Here is a 15,187-nt window from a genome sequence, read left to right as displayed (position 1 = left end):
CGGCGAGCATCACCGCCAGATCCACGGCGATGCGGCCCGGGTCGTGGCCGCTCTGCCGTTGCCGCAACTTCGTCAACGCGAGGCTGAACGCGCTGGTCAACCCTGTTACGTCGGCCAGATCGGCGAGCAGGCGGGCGCCGACGTGCCCGACTACGCCCCGCCCGCCGCCGGTCACCATGATCTTCGGACGTGTTGCGGTAACCTTCACCCAGCAAGTGCCTTCCGTGACAGGAACATCGGACCCTCAGCAAGTCCCATTTTCCCTGATCAGAAGGCACTTCATTGCTTTCAGACCACTCCTTGGACAGCCCTTAACGAAGGGCCGAGGTTAGGTTGCAGTCGCAGCGACAGCGGGTTCAGGCGACGCATTGCCGCCACGACCTCCGCCGTTCGCTCGGCGGGAAGGATCAACTCGACGGTGCGCGGCATCCCGATCCTCCCTGGGCTGCAGGGGTGAAGTGGGGGCAAAGGTGCCTCGACACGTCAACGAGGGAGCGTGCGGGTGGCGTTGTCGGCGCAGACGGCGCAGTTGCTCGTCGCTCCATACCGTCAGTACCGGTCGTCGAGGATCCGCTTCATCTGGGTGATTTCCTCCTCCTGCGACTTCACGATCTGGTCGCAGAGTTCGACGATCTCCGGGTCCGTGATTTTCGACTCTTGGCAGACGAGGACCGCCCGGGAGTGGTGGGGGATCATCGACCTGAGGAAGTTCTCGTTACCCACGAAGGGCTCGGTGCGTACCGCCGCGAAACCACCGACGAAGAGGGCGCCCAGTACGGCGTAGAGCACGATGTTGAGACGTCGACCGGTGAACATCTGATGCATGACGGCCATCATGATCACACCCATGACCGCCACCATGATCACTGACATGTAGAAGTTGCTCAGATTCAGATAGAAGTCCGACCACCTGCGGATCTGGGACAGCGTGAGGGCGAACATGACCGCAAGGCTGATCAGCAGGACCAAACCGAACCGGATGTAGTTCTTCTTCATCTTTCCTCCGGCCATTCCTATGGTTGGTTCCGTCCAGGTGTTCGCCCAGAGTAATGCCGGTCGAGCGACGAACAGGCGTGTACGGGGTGGCTGGCCCCTCAACTTGCCCAACCCACTCTGGGCCGGTTCGTTCCTGGGCGACCGGGTATCTGGACCGGATGGCAGGAGAGCCGCGTCCCGAGGACGTCTATGACCGCGCGCGAGGCGAGGGCGAGCGCCGCCTGTCCATGACGGCGCTGGAACAGGCCTCCACCGGTTTCATCGCCGGGGTCACCATCGTGTTCGGGATCGTCGCCCTCGGCGTGACCCGCGAGTTGGTCGCACCGGACTACGCCTCCGGGATCGGTCAGCTGATCGGTGCACTCGCATTCGGCATCGGCCTGGTCTTCGTAGTGGTCGGCCGCACGGAGCTGTTCACCGAGAACTTCTTCGATCCGGTGGCGGCGGCAGTTGCGCGCCGCCGTGCCTCAGCCGTCGGACAGCTGGCGCGGCTGTGGCTCCTCGTGCTTCTGCTCAACTTCGCCGGTGGCGCGGTGATGGCCGCCGTGTTCGTCGTACGGGGGACCCTGCCGGCCGGGGCGCACGAGACGCTCGCCCTCGTCGCCGAGGAGATCGCCGCCAAGGAGGGCCTGGCGACCTTCACCCGGGGGATCGCCGCCGGCACGTTGCTCACGCTGCTGTCGTACCTGCTGCACGCGGTCGGGTCGGCGGGCAGCCGGATCGCCCTGGCGTACGTGGTGGGGTTCTTCCTGGCCCTCGGCCCGTTCGACCACGTCGTGGTCTCCGGCCTGCACCTGCTGTTCGGCATCTGGCTCGACGCCCACGTGAGCTACGCCGACCTGGGGCTGAACGTCCTGCTCGCCGGTGCCGGCAATCTGGTGGGCGGACTGCTGCTCATGACGTTGACGCACGCCGTGCAGGCTCGCGGCGCCGCCCGCTGAACCCCCACCGAGGACGCTGCGGGTGTGGCGGTTCCGGCGTGGTAGATCACGCTGCGGCGGAGGTTCGGATGGAGTCCGAGAGGTCAGCGCCAGCGTCATCGCTCGCGACACCGGCTGAGACCGTTCACCTCCGCCGCACGGGAAGGCGGCGGACGGCAGCGGCGCGTGAAAGCCGGCGCCATTCCACGCGAGGGGGGAGGTCGACATGGGTGACCGGGAGAAGCTGCACGATCTTCGTCAGCAGGCCCACGACGCGGGTATCGAGGGCAACTCCACGATGACCGAGGAGCAACTCCACTCTCCCCGAGACCGGCAAGGGCGAGCAACCCAGATGGCCAAGTGCACGAGGCCAAGCGGTAACGAACGCGGGCGGCACCGGCACCTTTCACGTGTCGGCACCGCCCAGACGGCATCCGCGTACGCGGTCGCCTGGGCGTAGCCGTTGAGGGCGTCGACCGCGGGCCGCCAGCTTCGCCAGGTCCAGGTTGATGGACATCGGGGACGTCTCCACCATGGCATCGTCGTGCTCGGCTCCAAAAGGTCGTCTCTCGTCGTTCCTCCGCCGTACCCGAAGAGCGCTACACACACCGGCTGACAGTGGTGGTGTGACCAGCGGGCCGGCGGGTACCGGATTTCCCATGCCGAAGCGATCAGAAGTCTCCGGGCTGGCGTGAGCCGCCGGACAGGACGATGACCGACCACACCCGCCGGGAGGCGGGTGCGCGTCGTGCACGGCAGATGGAGGACGACGCGCGGCTCAACGGGCTCGCCCGCCGGCTGGACAAGCCGATGGGCGTCCTGGGCGTGTTGTTCCTGTTGTTGGTGCTCGGTCAGGCCCTCGCCCGCGACGAGCCCCTCACCACCGCGCTCACCGTCGCCAGTTGGGTGCTGTGGGCGGTCTTCGTCGCCGAGTTCTCGCTACGTGCCTGGCTGGCCCGTCACTGCGCCCGCGCGTTCTGGAAGCGCAACTGGTGGCAGGTGATCTTCCTCGCCGTGCCCTTCCTGCGGTTCGCCCGCGCCGCCACCGCCCTGAGAGCCGCCCGCGGCACCGGTGTCATCGCCGCAGCCGTCCGAGGCTCCCGGTCGGCGGGCCGGCTGCTGACCGACCGGCTGGCCTGGCTCGCGGTGGTCACGGTGGCGATCATCCTGGCCGCCGGGCAGCTCCTGGTCGTCACCGGTTCCTACCCGACGTACGGGCGAGCCCTGCACGACGTCGCCCTGACCACCATCACCGGTGAGCCGCTCGCCGCCACCGACACCTTCTCCCAGGTCCTGGAACTGGTCCTCGCCGCGTACTCCGTGGTGGTCTTCGGCACCTTCGCCGGTGCGCTCGGCGCGTTCTTCCTCAGCCGCCAACGCGACGACGAGCAGGCAGCGGCTGCCGAGGCGAAGCAGTGAGTATCCCGCGAGCCGGCGCAAGACGACGGGATCCGCGACCAGCTCAGCCGCATGCCGAGCAAGGGCGGTGAGGAGTCGGGGCCCACCTCGACCGGCGCTGGATCGTGGTGAGCCCCGAATCCGGCCCGATCCCCAGCGGTACAGGCCGAAGCTGCTGGGTAGCACTCGGGGATGGTGTTGAAGAACCTGGGGGACCTGCTGCGTCTGCTCGTCGTCGCGGTGTTGGTCTATCCGGCGCTGGTGGTGATCCTGCGGGTTTCCGGCAAACGGACGCTGTCCAAGCTCAACGCGTTCGACTTCGTGGTCACGGTGGCGTTGGGTTCGACCCTGGCGACGATCCTGCTGTCGCGGGACGTCTCCCTGGTCGAGGGGGTCCTCGCGTTGGCCCTGCTGGTGGGCCTGCAGTACCTGATCGCTGTGCTCGCGGTGCGGTGGCCGCCGTCGCAGCGGCTGCTCAAGTCCCAGCCGACCGTGCTGCTGCGCGACGGAGCGCTGCGGCATCAGAGCATGCGCCGGGTACGGGTGGCCGAGAGCGAGATCCGGCAGGCCGCCCGCAGCCAGGGCGTCGGTGACCTCGCCGATGTGGCGGCGGTGGTGCTGGAGAGCGATGGAAGCCTCAGCATCATCACCCGCAACCGGTTCGGTGACGGCAGCAGCCTCGCCGACGTACGCGACGAGCAGCGGTAACCGGGCTTCAGGCGCCGTCGCCCGGCCTGCCGGCTACCGTCCGGTGGACCGGTCGACCACGCCCGGGACCGGCTCTCCGGCCGGGAAGGCTCCGTCGAGCAGCGCCACCCCGTCCTGCGGGTGCGCGCGCTCCACCAGATCCGACCGAGCGCGCCGCTTCTCGGCGCGGTCGACGCCCATCGCCTCGTTGCGGTGCTGCTCCAGCGCCGGGTCGCACTGCCCGTCGCGGTTGAACGACCACATCAGCATCGGCTCGCCCAGCGGCAGCGGATCGCCCGGGCCGGTGTCCAGGCGGCCGGTGTGCCAGGTGTGCCACGTCTTGCCGTAGCTGTTCATCAACATCGCCATCAGTGCCCGCTCCGCCGGCTCCGGCAGCCCGGGGGCGATCAGCGAACCGCCGAGCACCTCGAAGTTGTGCGGGTGCCAGTAGCGGCGCTCGTCCTCCGGGAGGGTCCCGTACAGCCGCTCCGAGACGATGTACTCCACGCCGATCAGGTTCGCCTCCGCGGTGTTGCCGTCGAACAGCACACACTGCAGGAAGTCGTCGTTGACCTGGCGGCAGTAGTGATGCGCCTCCATCTGCATCGACGGATCGTCCTTCGCCGGGTGGAACCCGACCACGTACGCGTCGAAGCCCTTGAGCGGTGTGGCCTCCTGCAACGCCTTGGAACCGAGGGACAGCCCCTGGTGCCACAGGCTCGTCGACTCCCCCGGCGGTTGCACCGGGCTCGCACGCCGTTTCATCCGCGACTCCCTCTACTGCTCGTCGTCGACGGCCTCGGTGCGGCCGTCACGGGTGACCGTCGGCTCCAGGTGCTCGTCGGGCTGCGGGGCCTGCGCCATGGTGTGGTGCGGGTCGCCGTCCGGGGAGAACAGCACCTGGTCGGTCTTCGGGGTCTTCTCCCGGCTCTCATCCGGTTCGGTCATCTCGCTCTCCCTTCGGCGGACGTTCCTCCACGCTATGCCCGAGGTCGGCCTGCTGAATCCGATTCGTGCCATCCCGGTGTCGGCAGCCGAGCAGTGGCCGGCGGGCACGGCTGCCGGAACAGCCGGGCCGGCCAGGCGATGGCCGACCGCCGCAGCGCACCCACCACGCTCCGCGTCTACGTGCCGCCTCGGCTGTGACGGCAGGAGATGCAAGCCTCCGAAGCGCCGTTCGTCATGTTGTCGCTCACGCCAGCGACCGTTGCTTGGCGCTCGGCCAGCAGGAGTGCTGCGGTTCGCCGCCCACGTGCCGGTGCACGGCGTTCCCGATCGCGGGCCACCATCTACGGTCCCGACGAGTGACCCGCCATCATCGAGGGTCGATGACGTACAGGAACCGGCGGCGGACGGCCGCTCCCGCCGGCGTTTCCGGCATGTGCCGAACGGCAGGTCCGGCGAGCGATACAAGACGCTGGGCGGTCGAACCTTCGCCTCCCGCCAGGGGGCGCACGCACTGTCGCTGAGTGCGATCGAAAGCTTGCCGGATGACGGACAGTCGCACTCCGCCGGGATCTTGACGTGATCGTCACGGTTTCCGCGTCGTACCGCCATGGGCGGGGGGACTCCTTGAACCCTACACCAGGAGAAGTGGGGAGCCACGGATGAGCAGAAACTACGGCCTGAAGCAGGCAGCGGTAGCAGCGCTGGCCGCGGTGGTCCTGCTTCGTGCGGGCTGCACGGGCGAGTCCGCAGCCCCGCAGACCAGTGCCGAACCGGCGCCGACCACTCCACCGGGCACAGTCGCGCGGGCGAAGGTGGGCGACCAGCTCACCCTGACCGCGAGCGTCGAGCGCGTCATCACCGACACCGCGTTCGCCGTACGCGACGTGGACCTGACCAACGGCACCCTGCTCGTGCTGTCGACGGCCGCGTCGCCACCTTCTCCGCCGCAGCTGGTGACCGTGCAGGGCACCGTCATCCGGTTCTCCCACCCCGAACTCACCGACCGCTACCGCCTCGGACCGCAGGCACCGTACCGAGCCTTCGAGGGCGGGCGGGCGCTCGTCGCACGGGAGATCACTGTCTGGTGATCGCCCCTCACCCTGCCTCCCCGTGTCGTCTCCCGGGTGGGCCGCGCCGGCCGCACCCGCCGGTCATCGGCACCCTTCCCGGCAGCTCCGCTCCCACCGCGCGGTTTCCGAGATCCACCGTCCGGTGGATGCCTATGGTGGAACAGCCGCGTCCCGAGGACGTCTACGACCGCGCGTGGGGTGAGGGCGAGCGCCACCTGTCGATGAGTGCCCTGGAACAAGCCTGAACGCCCACCGACGGCGCTGCGTGTGTGGCGGTGGCCGGCAGGGGTAGGCGCGGTGGGTGAGCGACTGGTGGAAGCTGTTCGTTCCCGACACACCGCTGTGGGAGATCGCGCTGCGGGGCAGCGTGATCTACCTGACGATCTTCTTCCTCCTGCGGGTGCTGCTCAAGCGGGAGAGCGGCAGCACCGGAATCACGGATCTGCTGGTCATCGTGCTGATCGCCGACGCCGCGCAGAACGCGATGGCCGACGACTACACGTCGATCGCCGACGGGGTGCTGCTGGTCGCGGTGATCATCGGCTGGGCGTACGTGCTCGACGTGCTGGCCTACCGCTGGCCCGCCGCCGCCCGCATCATCCACCCTGGCTCCCTGGTACTGGTGCGTGACGGCCGCATGCTGCGCCGCAACATGCGCCGTGAGTTGATCACCGAGGACGAGTTGTACAGCCAGCTCCGCCAGCAGGGCGTCGAGCGCTTGGATGACGTCAGGGAGGTGCGGATGGAGTCCGAGGGCCGGTTCAGCGTTATCCCCCGCAACGCCGACAACACCCCGGGACCCGGCGCCCGCTGAGCCCGTTTGCCTCCGCCGCCGCACGGGAACGCGGCGGACGACAGCGGCGCGCGGAAACGCGGCGCCATCGCACCGACGGGGAGGTCGACATGGGTGACCGGGAGAAGCTGCACGATCTGCGGCAGCAGGCCCACGACGCGGGTATCGAGGGCAATTCCAAGATGACCGAGGAGCAGTTGCGTGAGGCGCTGCGCAAGGTCGGCAAGGGCGAGCAGCCCCAGATGGCCAAGCACGAGGCCAAGCGGTGACGAAGCGGGCGGTGCCGACACCTGTCAGGGTGCCGGCACCGCCCGCATTCGCTCAGCTGATCGTGGCGAGCAGATCGCGGCAGGCCTGCTCGCAGGCGCGGCAGGCGTCGGCGCAGATCCGGCAGTGTTCGTGCCTGTCGGCGTGGCCGGCGCACTCGTCGCCGCAGGACTTGCAGGCGGTGGCGCAGGCCTCCAGCAGGGTGCGGCTGATGTTCGCGTCGTAGCCGGTGTGCCGGGACAGCACCCGGGCGGTGGTGGTGCAGATGTCGGCGCAGTCCAGGTTCGTGCGGACGCACTTCGTCAGCTCGGCGACCATGTCCTCACTGAGGCAGGCGTCCGCGCAGGCGGTGCAGGCCTGGGCGCAGTCGTTGAGGGCGTCGATCGCCGCGGCGAGTTTCGCCCGGTCCAGGTTGATCGACTTCGGGTACGTCTCCAGCATCCGCATCGTGGTACTCGGCATCGGGAAGTTCCCTCTCTCTGAGTCTTTCTACCTACCGTCGACTTCCTGCCCGGTCTGCCGGACGGTACGCACGGCGGGTCCGGCCGATCTGGCGTCAGCCGAGTGCGCGGAGGCGGTCGGCGAGGGTGTCGCGGTAGAAGTCGAGGAAGCCGTCGGGGTCGGGGCCGGCGTTCTGCAGCACCAGGTGGTCGAAGCCCGCCTCGGCGTACGTGCGCACCGCCGCGACGTGGACGTCGGGGTCGGGGCCGATGGCGAACTGCTGCCGGATGTCGTCCTCGGTGACCGTGCGGGACGCGGCCTCGAAGTTGACCGGGTTGGGCAGCTCGCTCATCACCTTCCACCCGGTGACCGCCCACCGGCTGGTCTGCCAGGCCGCCTGCACCGCCTGCTGCTCGTCGGGTGCCCAGGCCATCGGCACCTCCGCGTAGCGGGGGCCGTCGCCACCGCCACGCCGGTACGCCTGTACCAGGTCGGGCTTGGGTTCGGTGGCGAACAGGCCGTCACCGAGTTCGGCGGCGATCGCCACCGATGCCGGCCCGCTGGCCGCCACCGCGATCACCGGTGGCTGGTCGGGCAGGTCGAACACCCGGGCGTCCTCAAGGTGGAGGTGCTTGCCCTCGTACGACTGGTAGCCGCCCCGCCAGAGCAACCGGATGATCTCCAGTGCCTCGCGGAGGCGTTCGTGCCGGCCTCGCACGCTCGGGAATCCCTGGCCGACGACGTGTTCGTTGAGCCGCTCGCCGGCGCCCACGCCGAGGGTGAACCTGCCGTCGGAGACGATCGCGAGGGTGGCCGCGGCCTGCGCGATGATCGCCGGGTGGTAGCGCACCGTCGGGCAGGTCACCCCGGTGACCAGGCCGACCCGCTCGGTCCGGGCGGCGATGGCACCGAAGACCGTCCAGGTGAACGACGAGTGGCCCTGCACGTCGAGCCAGGGATGGAAGTGGTCGCTCATCTCGACGAAGTCGAAGCCGACCTCCTCCGCCCGGATCGCCTGGCGGATGATCTCCTTCGGCCCGAACCCCTCGCTGGCCAGCTTGTACCCGAACCGCATCAACTGTCCCGACTCCCGTAGAGCTCTCCTTCCTCGTCACCTTTCCACGTGCAGGTGGCCCAAATTCGTCAAATGGGCAAAGCGGCCCGCGTGCTGGCGAGCGACCGTGTTTGGGCGGTGGCCACGGGGGCAGGGTCATCGACGAGAAGCTGCGAGAGGAGTGACGATGCCGGCACGCAAGGACATGCCCAGCACCCTGAAGCGGTCGCCGAAGAAGGCACAGGACACCTACGCGGAGGCGCACGACTCGGCGGTCGACTCGTACGGTGAGGGCGAGCGCGCCCACCGGACGGCGTTCGCGGCCGTCAAGCACTCCTTCGAGAAGGTGGGCGACCACTGGGAGCCGAAGGCCAAGAAGGGGCCCAGTGACAAGAAGGCCGCCGGCGGCCGCGGCTCGTCGGGCAGAACGGCCGGCGGCGTCGACGCCAACGCCAGCAAGGAACACCTGATGGACCTGGCCAAGAAGCTCGACGTCCGTGGCCGGTCCCGGATGAAGAAGGCGGACCTGGTCGAGGCCATCCGCAAGGCCAACAACGGCAGCACCCGCAAGGCCCGCGAGAAGTAGGCGAGGGTCAGCGTTCTCCGGCTGCCCGGTCGACGAGGGCCTGGGCCACGTCGCGGACCTTGCGGTTGGAGTCCTGCGACACCTTCGCCAGGATGGTGAACGCCTCGCTGGGGGTGCAGCGGCGTTCGGCCATGACGATGCCCTTGGCCTGCTCGATGACCGCGCGGTTGGCCATCGCCTCCTGCATCTGCCGGGCGAGGGTGGCGGTGCTGTCGTAGAGGTGCGCGTTCGCGAGGGCGACCGCGGCGTACGCGGCGAAGGTCTCCAGCACGGTGATCGTGTCGTCGTCGTCGAAGGCGTGCGGGGTGCGGGCGTAGACGTTGAGCGCGCCGACGACCGCGTCCTGGATGGGCAGACCGATCGACACCAAGCTGCCCACTCCCGCCTTGTGGCCGCGTTCGGCCCAGTCCGGCCATCGGTGCTCTTCGGCGAGATCGGGCACGGACAGGACGTCGCCGCTGGCCGCGGCGTCCAGGCAGGGGCCGCGTCCCTGGGCGTACTGCCGCTCGTCCATGTCGCGGGCCAGATCGTCGGTGAACGCCGCGGTGTGCCCGGTGCCGTTGCGGACCAGGGTGACCGACACCTCCACCGGTGTGTCCAGGGCGCGTTTGGCCAGCTCCGCCACGCGTTGCAGAACGTCGTCGAGGCCGGTCTCGCCGAGCTTGATGCGGCCGAGTTCGGCGAAGGCGTCGGCGGGGTCCATCGGCAGGGCGGCCATGGCACACACGTCCCTCACAGGCGGCACGCCGGCAGAACCAGAAGAGGCGGGCGTGCGATGGCAGCCGGCGCGTCGCGGACCGCTGCACGGACCCACCGGGGGTGGAGCCGGGACCAACGCCGCTGCTCGACGCCGATTCGCCACACCCGCTACGGCGGACGTGAACTACAGACCCACCACGATACCCCCACTTCCGTCGAATGCCACGGCAGCAGCATGGTGTGGAGGCGCCCTGCCGTCAGGTGCCCGGTTTCGACCCGACCGCCGGCCGGTGGGGGTGTCATCGGCGGGCAGGCGGGTAGCAGGCGAGGATGACGCCGACCAGTAGAGCTCTGATCGCCGGCGCGGCCGGCGCGTCCGCGTTGAACGCCGTCACCTACCTGGACATGGCGGTGCGGGCGCGGCCGGCCAGCAGCGCCGGGGAGGACAGCGCCGCCCGCCTGGCCGACCTCGCCCACGTCGACCTCGGCGACCAGCAGACGGGTGAGAACCGGAAGTCAGGGCTGGGCCCGTTGCTCGGCTACGCCACCTCCGTGGCCGCCGCCGGTGTGTACGCCGCGGCGGGAGGCCGCCGGCTGCCCACCGCGGTGTCGGCGCTGGCGCTGACCGGCCTGGCGATGATCGCCTCCAACGCCCCGATGACCGCGCTGAAGATCACCGACCCCCGGTCGTGGTCGGCCGCCGACTGGGTGACCGACCTGGTGCCGCACCTGGCGTACGGTGCGGTCACCGCGGTCGCGCTGAAGGCCCTGCGATGACCGGCCCGGTGGGTGACGAGCCGCTCGGCGAACTGGAGGTGGTGCACACCTTCACCGGACCGATGCCGACCGGTGTCAGCATGTCGCACACCGGGCGGATCTTCGTCAACTTCCCCAAGTGGGGCGACGAGGTGCCCGCCACGGTCGTCGAGCTACGCGACGGGGTGGAGGTGCCGTTTCCGAACCAGGGGTGGAACAGCCCGTCGGCCGACGACGACGCCCAGGCGTTCGTGTCGGTGCAGAGCATCGTGGTCGACCCGGCCGACCGGCTGTGGGTGCTCGACACCGGCAGCCCGATGTTCCAGCCGACGAAGCCGGGCGGCCCGAAACTGGTCCGGGTGGACCTGGACAGCGACACGGTCGCCCAGGTGATCACCTTCCCGGCCGACGTGGCGCTGCCCAGCACCTACCTCAACGACGTGCGCTTCGACCTCCGCCGGGGCGAGGCCGGTATCGCCTACATCACCGACTCCTCCGACTCCGGTCCGAACGGCATCATCGTGGTCGACCTGGCCACCGGCCAGTCGTGGCGGCGGCTGCACGAGCACCCGTCGACGAAGGCGGAACCGCTGGAGACGTTCCGACCCGTCGTCGAGGGCCGCCCGTTCTTGGAACGCCCCGCCGACGGCGACCCGAAGCCGGTGAGCATGGGGTGCGACGGCATCGCCATCGCCGCGGACGGCTCCCGCCTCTACTACTGCCCGCTGGCCTCGCGCCGCTGGTACAGCGTCGCCACCGACGCACTCGTCGACCGTATGGTCAGCGACGACGAGGTCGCCGCGACGGTCCGCGACGAGGGCGACAAGGGAGGCGGCTCCGACGGCCTGGAGACCGATGACGCGGGCCGCCTCTACCTCACCTCCTACGAACACGACGCGGTGCTGCGCCGCCGCACCGACGGCGAGTACGAAACCCTCGTCCACGACCCGCGGCTGCTGTGGCCCGACACCATGTCCGTGGCCGCCGACGGGCACCTCTACGTCACCGCCAACCAACTGCACCGCCAGGCCACGTACCAGCGCGGGCAAGACCTGCGGCGCAAGCCGTACGTCCTGTTCCGCACCCGGATCGACGCGGGCCCGGTCCTGCTGCGCTGACTGGTGTCTCGCCCCTTAGTCGGCCACCACGAGGGCCTGCGGTGCGGCGGCCTTCATCCGGGTGCGCAGCCATTTGAGCTGGATTGCCGTCTCGCCCTCGCAGCGCCGCACGACGGCGAGCAGGTCCTCGTCGCGGGCGCCGTAGGCGGCCTGGCCGACGACGGTCCAGGCGATGTCGCACTCGGCGGCCATCAGGTAGAGGTCCTGCAGGTCCCGCAGGAGGCCGATGCCGCCGGTGCGGGTGCCGGAGAACAGCTGGGAGTGCAGCCGGTCGGGTTCGTCGGGGGCGTCCTCGGAGTAGCGGGTGGCGAACGGGTGCAGCTGCTCGGCGTGGGCGTCGCAGCGTTTCGCCTGCTGCTGGCAGAGGTGTTCGATGTCGGGTTCGTCGCCGTGGGCGTCGGCGACCTGCCGGAACGCGTCGGCGAGGTTGACCTGCGCCCGGTGCAGGAGACCGAGGTAGTGGGCGAGGTGCACGGCTCACTCCTTCCCGCTGGTGGCCCGCGCCGTCGGCCCCCCGACGGTCGGTGGCACGCCGGCGTCCGCGAGCGGTGCGCTGCCGCCGACGGTCGGCGCCGGTGAGGGTACGCCCCGACCGTCGGCGAGTTTCGCCACCGCGACGGCCGCCACCTTGAACAGCGGCTGCTTGGACACCGGGTCCCAGGCGGTGATGGTCAGTTCGTTGGCGGCGCGGGGTGTGCGGTCGTCCGGGTCCTGGTCGAAGTAGCCGTAGTGGAACGGCACGAAGACGACGCCGGGGCGGATACCGCTGATGCGGGCGCGGGCCTCGATGCCGCCGCGCGCGGAGGAGATGCCGACGAGGTCGCCCTCGCCGATGCCGAGGCGCGCCGCGTCGCCCGGATGGAGCTCGACCCACACCTCGGGGGCGGCGGCGTTCAACTGCGGCGCGCGGCCGGTCTTGGTGCGGGTGTGGAACTGGTAGACGGTGCGGCCGGTGGTCAGCAGCATCGGATGGTCGTCGTCGGGCACCTCGGGGGAGGGTTGGTAGTCGACGGTGTGCAGGAACGCCCGCCCCTGCGGTTCCTTCGCGCGGTACTCGGGCTCGGTGAACTCCGCTCCGGTGGCGAGGTCGTGGCCGTAGGTCTCGCAGTAGTCGGGGTCGGTGTTGAAACGTCCGTCGGTGTAGAGGCGTTCGGTGCCGTCGGGGTGTTCCTCCGTGCAGGGCCACTGGATGCCGGAGCCGCCGCGCAGCTTCTCGTAGGTGATGCCGGTGTAGTCGCAGGGCCGGCCGCGCGAGCACTCCTTCCATGCCTCGAAGACCTCCTGCGGCCCGGTCCACGGGATCAGCGGCTGACCGTCGCGGTCGCGGAAGCCCATCCGGCGGGCGTAGTCGAGGAAGATGTCGAGGTCCGGACGGGCCTCGCCGGGCGGGTCGACGGCCTTGTCGGAGATGTGCACCGTCCGGTCGACGCTGGTGAACGTGCCGGTCTTCTCGCCCCACGTGGCGGCGGGCAGCACGACGTCGGCCAGTTCGGCGGTCTCGGTCAGGAAGAGGTCCTGCACCACCACGAACAGCTCCCGCTTCGCGAGGATCCGCCGGATGCGCGACAGGTCGGGCAGGGACACGGCGGGGTTGGTGGCGGTGATCCACAGCAGTTTGATCGAGCCCTGCTCGGCGTACCGGAAGATCTGCATGGCGTGCGTCGGCGGCGCCCAGTGCGGGATGGTGTCCACCTCGACGTTCCACAGCCGGGCCAACTCCTCGATGTGCGCGGTGTTCTCCCAGTTGCGCAGGCCCGGCAGGTCGCCGTCGGCGCCGGTCTCCCGGGTGTTCTGCGCCGTGGGCTGCCCGTTCATCTGGTAGATCCCGGCACCGGGACGGCCGATCATGCCCCGGACCAGGTGCAAATTGTTGACGCCGCAGGCCGCCGCGGTGGCCTGGTTCGACTGGTAGAAGCCCTGCAACACCGTCGACAGCAGCCGCCGCGAGGTGCCCAGCAGCTCCGCGGCGCGCTCCACGTCGGCCGCCGGCACGTCACAGATGTCGGCCACCCGGCGCGGCGGGTAGCCGTCGACGACCCGGCACAACTCCTCGAAACCCAGGGTGTGCGCGTCGACGTAGTCGCGGTCGTACCAGCCCCGCCGGATGATCTCGCGGAGCAGGCCGTTCATGAGGGCCACGTTCGTGCCGTTGCGCACGGCCAGGTGCAGGTCGGCCTCCCGGGCGACCGGGGTGGCGCGGGGGTCGACGGCGAGCATCGCCGGTGGGTTCGGCCCGCGTCGCCGGTCCAGCATCCGCATCCACAGCACCGTCTGCGTCTCGGCCACGTTGTGACCCCACAGCGCGATCGCGTCGCAGTGGTCCACATCGGTGTACGAGCCGGGCTGACCGTCGGTGCCGAAACTCGCCTTCATCGCCGCCGCCGCCGTCGCGGTACACAGCCGGGTGTTGCCGTCCATGTGCGGCGTGCCCAGCCCGGCCTTACCGATCACACCGAGCGCGTAGTACTCCTCCAGAAACAGCTGACCGGTGGTGTAGAACCCGAAGTGGCCCCACCCGCCGGGCCCACTGAGGAGTTCCTTCGACCGGGCCACGATGCGGCCCATCGCGGTGTCCCAGTCCGTCTCCACCAGGCGGTCACCGTCGCGCACCAGCGGCCGGGTCAGCCGGTCCGGGCTGTGGTTGGCCTGCCACCCGTACAGGTCCTTCGGGTCGACCCGGCCGCGGTTGATCCGGTCCACCGCCCGGCCGCGTACCCCGACGATCCGCCCGTCGGCCACCGCGATGTCCAACGCGTCGCCGTTGGAGTGCAGCACCGACGCCGACTGCACCCACCGATCCACGTCCGCCTCGGTGCGGTCACCGTCGAGGAACCGGTCCACCCGCACCGGCCACTCCTGCCCCGGCCCGTACGGGGTCCGCTCACCCCACGGGTCGGCGATCCGGTCCACCACGACGCGCTCCCTCCGACGACGTTTGGGATGCCGCCCACAGCGGCATCGGCCGGCCCGACGCCCGCCCGTACAGCCAGTCCACGGCAGTGACCAGCACCACCGCGCCCGCAGCGACGAGCAACTGGGTCGGGGTGGTCAGCAGGCCCAGGCTCACGATCAGTGTGGTCGCACCGGCCGGGGGATGCGGTGCCTTCACCAGCACCAGCACCAGCGCCGTCACCGCCAGCGACCCGGCGGCCGCGACGATCCGCCACCCGCCTACGCCCTCCTGAAGCACCGACGGATTGTCGGTCAGCCCGCAGACCACCAGGAATCCGTACCCGGCCAGCAGAGCCACCCCGTGCCCGATCAGCGTGTTGCGGGGTGACGACTCCGGTGAATCCGGCTTTTCCACGTGCAGCATCACCGCCGGCCCCAGGCTGGGAAACAGCCACGGCTGACCGGTGAGGAGCGCGACCACCCCGGCGATCACCACCGCCAGCGCGCTGCCGGCGAAGGCGTGCACCGACTGCCGGATCCGTGTCATCACACCCCCTTCTTC

At 70.0% G+C, this 15,187-nt stretch carries 18 protein-coding genes and 1 pseudogene; 9 read left to right on the top strand and 10 right to left on the bottom strand.

Annotation, left to right across the window (positions count from 1 at the left end):
- Together GA0070560_RS28275 and GA0070560_RS18720 are read right to left on the bottom strand one after the other, a co-directional pair.
- Positions 1-178, bottom strand: a pseudogene (locus GA0070560_RS28275) (IS1380 family transposase); the annotation flags it as partial.
- Positions 179-549: 371 nt separating this feature from the next.
- Positions 550-996 (bottom strand): DUF305 domain-containing protein, encoded by a 447-nt coding sequence (locus tag GA0070560_RS18720; RefSeq protein ID WP_091299229.1) that lies wholly within the window; start codon positions 994-996, stop codon positions 550-552.
- 158 nt (positions 997-1,154) lie between these two features.
- On the opposite strand from GA0070560_RS18720, the gene GA0070560_RS18715 reads away from it, so the two are divergent.
- The 3 genes from GA0070560_RS18715 (at position 1,155) to GA0070560_RS18705 (ending at position 4,022) form a co-directional block, all read left to right on the top strand.
- Positions 1,155-1,937, top strand: coding sequence for a formate/nitrite transporter family protein (locus tag GA0070560_RS18715; protein WP_091299226.1), 783 nt, complete (start codon positions 1,155-1,157; stop codon positions 1,935-1,937).
- A 738-nt stretch (positions 1,938-2,675) separates the two neighbouring features.
- A complete protein-coding gene (locus GA0070560_RS18710; RefSeq protein WP_091299272.1) occupies positions 2,676-3,335 on the top strand; it encodes a hypothetical protein in 660 nt (219 codons plus the stop codon).
- A 171-nt stretch (positions 3,336-3,506) separates the two neighbouring features.
- Entirely contained in the window at positions 3,507-4,022 is a 516-nt protein-coding gene (locus GA0070560_RS18705; protein ID WP_091299223.1) for a DUF421 domain-containing protein, read from the top strand.
- A gap of 33 nt (positions 4,023-4,055) precedes the next feature.
- On the opposite strand, the gene GA0070560_RS18700 is transcribed toward GA0070560_RS18705, so the two are convergent.
- Together GA0070560_RS18700 and GA0070560_RS28795 are read right to left on the bottom strand one after the other, a co-directional pair.
- Positions 4,056-4,766: an OBAP family protein gene (locus tag GA0070560_RS18700; protein WP_091299220.1), complete on the bottom strand. Its 711-nt coding sequence runs from the start codon at positions 4,764-4,766 to the stop codon at positions 4,056-4,058.
- A 12-nt stretch (positions 4,767-4,778) separates the two neighbouring features.
- Positions 4,779-4,949 (bottom strand): hypothetical protein, encoded by a 171-nt coding sequence (locus GA0070560_RS28795; protein ID WP_170839474.1) that lies wholly within the window; start codon positions 4,947-4,949, stop codon positions 4,779-4,781.
- A gap of 659 nt (positions 4,950-5,608) precedes the next feature.
- Here GA0070560_RS28795 and GA0070560_RS28270 point away from each other — a divergent pair.
- From GA0070560_RS28270 to GA0070560_RS28790, 3 genes are all read left to right on the top strand, one after another.
- Positions 5,609-6,037, top strand: coding sequence for a hypothetical protein (locus tag GA0070560_RS28270; protein ID WP_139131532.1), 429 nt, complete (start codon positions 5,609-5,611; stop codon positions 6,035-6,037).
- A gap of 283 nt (positions 6,038-6,320) precedes the next feature.
- Positions 6,321-6,833, top strand: coding sequence for a DUF421 domain-containing protein (locus GA0070560_RS18690; protein ID WP_091299212.1), 513 nt, complete (start codon positions 6,321-6,323; stop codon positions 6,831-6,833).
- Between the two features lie 89 nt (positions 6,834-6,922).
- Positions 6,923-7,081: a hypothetical protein gene (locus GA0070560_RS28790; RefSeq protein WP_158242072.1), complete on the top strand. Its 159-nt coding sequence runs from the start codon at positions 6,923-6,925 to the stop codon at positions 7,079-7,081.
- 52 nt (positions 7,082-7,133) lie between these two features.
- Here the strand turns inward: GA0070560_RS28790 and GA0070560_RS18685 are convergent, their stop codons facing one another.
- Positions 7,134-7,541, bottom strand: coding sequence for a four-helix bundle copper-binding protein (locus GA0070560_RS18685; RefSeq protein WP_091299208.1), 408 nt, complete (start codon positions 7,539-7,541; stop codon positions 7,134-7,136).
- 94 nt (positions 7,542-7,635) lie between these two features.
- A complete protein-coding gene (locus GA0070560_RS18680) occupies positions 7,636-8,595 on the bottom strand; it encodes a TIGR03557 family F420-dependent LLM class oxidoreductase (RefSeq protein WP_091299204.1) in 960 nt (319 codons plus the stop codon).
- A 166-nt stretch (positions 8,596-8,761) separates the two neighbouring features.
- Between GA0070560_RS18680 and GA0070560_RS18675 the strand changes: the two genes are divergently transcribed.
- A complete protein-coding gene (locus GA0070560_RS18675; RefSeq protein WP_091299200.1) occupies positions 8,762-9,160 on the top strand; it encodes a ChaB family protein in 399 nt (132 codons plus the stop codon).
- Between the two features lie 7 nt (positions 9,161-9,167).
- Here the strand turns inward: GA0070560_RS18675 and GA0070560_RS18670 are convergent, their stop codons facing one another.
- Positions 9,168-9,878 carry a GAF and ANTAR domain-containing protein gene (locus GA0070560_RS18670; protein WP_091299195.1) on the bottom strand — a complete coding sequence of 237 codons (711 nt, stop codon included), beginning with the start codon at positions 9,876-9,878 and terminating at the stop codon, positions 9,168-9,170.
- A gap of 311 nt (positions 9,879-10,189) precedes the next feature.
- On the opposite strand from GA0070560_RS18670, the gene GA0070560_RS18665 reads away from it, so the two are divergent.
- The gene (locus tag GA0070560_RS18665; protein WP_091299191.1) at positions 10,190-10,636 is read left to right on the top strand and encodes a hypothetical protein; all 447 of its coding nucleotides are present in this window, start codon (positions 10,190-10,192) and stop codon (positions 10,634-10,636) included.
- Positions 10,633-11,733, top strand: coding sequence for an L-dopachrome tautomerase-related protein (locus GA0070560_RS18660; protein ID WP_091299187.1), 1,101 nt, complete (start codon positions 10,633-10,635; stop codon positions 11,731-11,733). Before GA0070560_RS18665 ends, GA0070560_RS18660 begins: the two co-directional genes overlap by 4 nt.
- Positions 11,734-11,748: 15 nt before the next feature.
- Here GA0070560_RS18660 and GA0070560_RS18655 read toward each other — a convergent pair whose 3' ends face one another.
- The 3 genes from GA0070560_RS18655 to GA0070560_RS18645 are packed head-to-tail and all read right to left on the bottom strand — an operon-like array spanning position 11,749 to position 15,172.
- Positions 11,749-12,207 carry a hypothetical protein gene (locus GA0070560_RS18655; RefSeq protein ID WP_091299184.1) on the bottom strand — a complete coding sequence of 153 codons (459 nt, stop codon included), beginning with the start codon at positions 12,205-12,207 and terminating at the stop codon, positions 11,749-11,751.
- A 3-nt stretch (positions 12,208-12,210) separates the two neighbouring features.
- Entirely contained in the window at positions 12,211-14,646 is a 2,436-nt protein-coding gene (locus GA0070560_RS18650) for a molybdopterin oxidoreductase family protein (RefSeq protein WP_091299181.1), read from the bottom strand.
- Positions 14,615-15,172 (bottom strand): HPP family protein, encoded by a 558-nt coding sequence (locus GA0070560_RS18645; protein ID WP_091299178.1) that lies wholly within the window; start codon positions 15,170-15,172, stop codon positions 14,615-14,617. Before GA0070560_RS18645 ends, GA0070560_RS18650 begins: the two co-directional genes overlap by 32 nt.
- Positions 15,173-15,187 lie beyond the last annotated feature (15 nt).

Source organism: Micromonospora halophytica, from assembly GCF_900090245.1.
Classification (GTDB): Bacteria; Actinomycetota; Actinomycetes; order Mycobacteriales; family Micromonosporaceae; genus Micromonospora; species Micromonospora halophytica.
The sequence above is the reverse complement of the archived record's forward strand: the minus strand, read 5'-3'. Positions and strand labels throughout refer to the sequence as shown.

Excerpts from the sequence above, each read along its gene's own strand:
- GA0070560_RS18720 (WP_091299229.1), bottom strand. The coding sequence starts at position 996 with ATGAAGAAGAACTACATCCGGTTCGGTTTGGTCCTGCTGATCAGCCTT.
- GA0070560_RS18715 (WP_091299226.1), top strand. The coding sequence starts at position 1,155 with ATGGCAGGAGAGCCGCGTCCCGAGGACGTCTATGACCGCGCGCGAGGC.
- GA0070560_RS18710 (WP_091299272.1), top strand. The coding sequence starts at position 2,676 with ATGGAGGACGACGCGCGGCTCAACGGGCTCGCCCGCCGGCTGGACAAG.
- GA0070560_RS18705 (WP_091299223.1), top strand. The coding sequence starts at position 3,507 with ATGGTGTTGAAGAACCTGGGGGACCTGCTGCGTCTGCTCGTCGTCGCG.
- GA0070560_RS18700 (WP_091299220.1), bottom strand. The coding sequence starts at position 4,766 with ATGAAACGGCGTGCGAGCCCGGTGCAACCGCCGGGGGAGTCGACGAGC.
- GA0070560_RS28795 (WP_170839474.1), bottom strand. The coding sequence starts at position 4,949 with ATGACCGAACCGGATGAGAGCCGGGAGAAGACCCCGAAGACCGACCAG.
- GA0070560_RS28270 (WP_139131532.1), top strand. The coding sequence starts at position 5,609 with ATGAGCAGAAACTACGGCCTGAAGCAGGCAGCGGTAGCAGCGCTGGCC.
- GA0070560_RS28790 (WP_158242072.1), top strand. The coding sequence starts at position 6,923 with ATGGGTGACCGGGAGAAGCTGCACGATCTGCGGCAGCAGGCCCACGAC.
- GA0070560_RS18685 (WP_091299208.1), bottom strand. The coding sequence starts at position 7,541 with ATGCCGAGTACCACGATGCGGATGCTGGAGACGTACCCGAAGTCGATC.
- GA0070560_RS18680 (WP_091299204.1), bottom strand. The coding sequence starts at position 8,595 with ATGCGGTTCGGGTACAAGCTGGCCAGCGAGGGGTTCGGGCCGAAGGAG.
- GA0070560_RS18675 (WP_091299200.1), top strand. The coding sequence starts at position 8,762 with ATGCCGGCACGCAAGGACATGCCCAGCACCCTGAAGCGGTCGCCGAAG.
- GA0070560_RS18670 (WP_091299195.1), bottom strand. The coding sequence starts at position 9,878 with ATGGCCGCCCTGCCGATGGACCCCGCCGACGCCTTCGCCGAACTCGGC.
- GA0070560_RS18665 (WP_091299191.1), top strand. The coding sequence starts at position 10,190 with ATGACGCCGACCAGTAGAGCTCTGATCGCCGGCGCGGCCGGCGCGTCC.
- GA0070560_RS18660 (WP_091299187.1), top strand. The coding sequence starts at position 10,633 with ATGACCGGCCCGGTGGGTGACGAGCCGCTCGGCGAACTGGAGGTGGTG.
- GA0070560_RS18645 (WP_091299178.1), bottom strand. The coding sequence starts at position 15,172 with ATGACACGGATCCGGCAGTCGGTGCACGCCTTCGCCGGCAGCGCGCTG.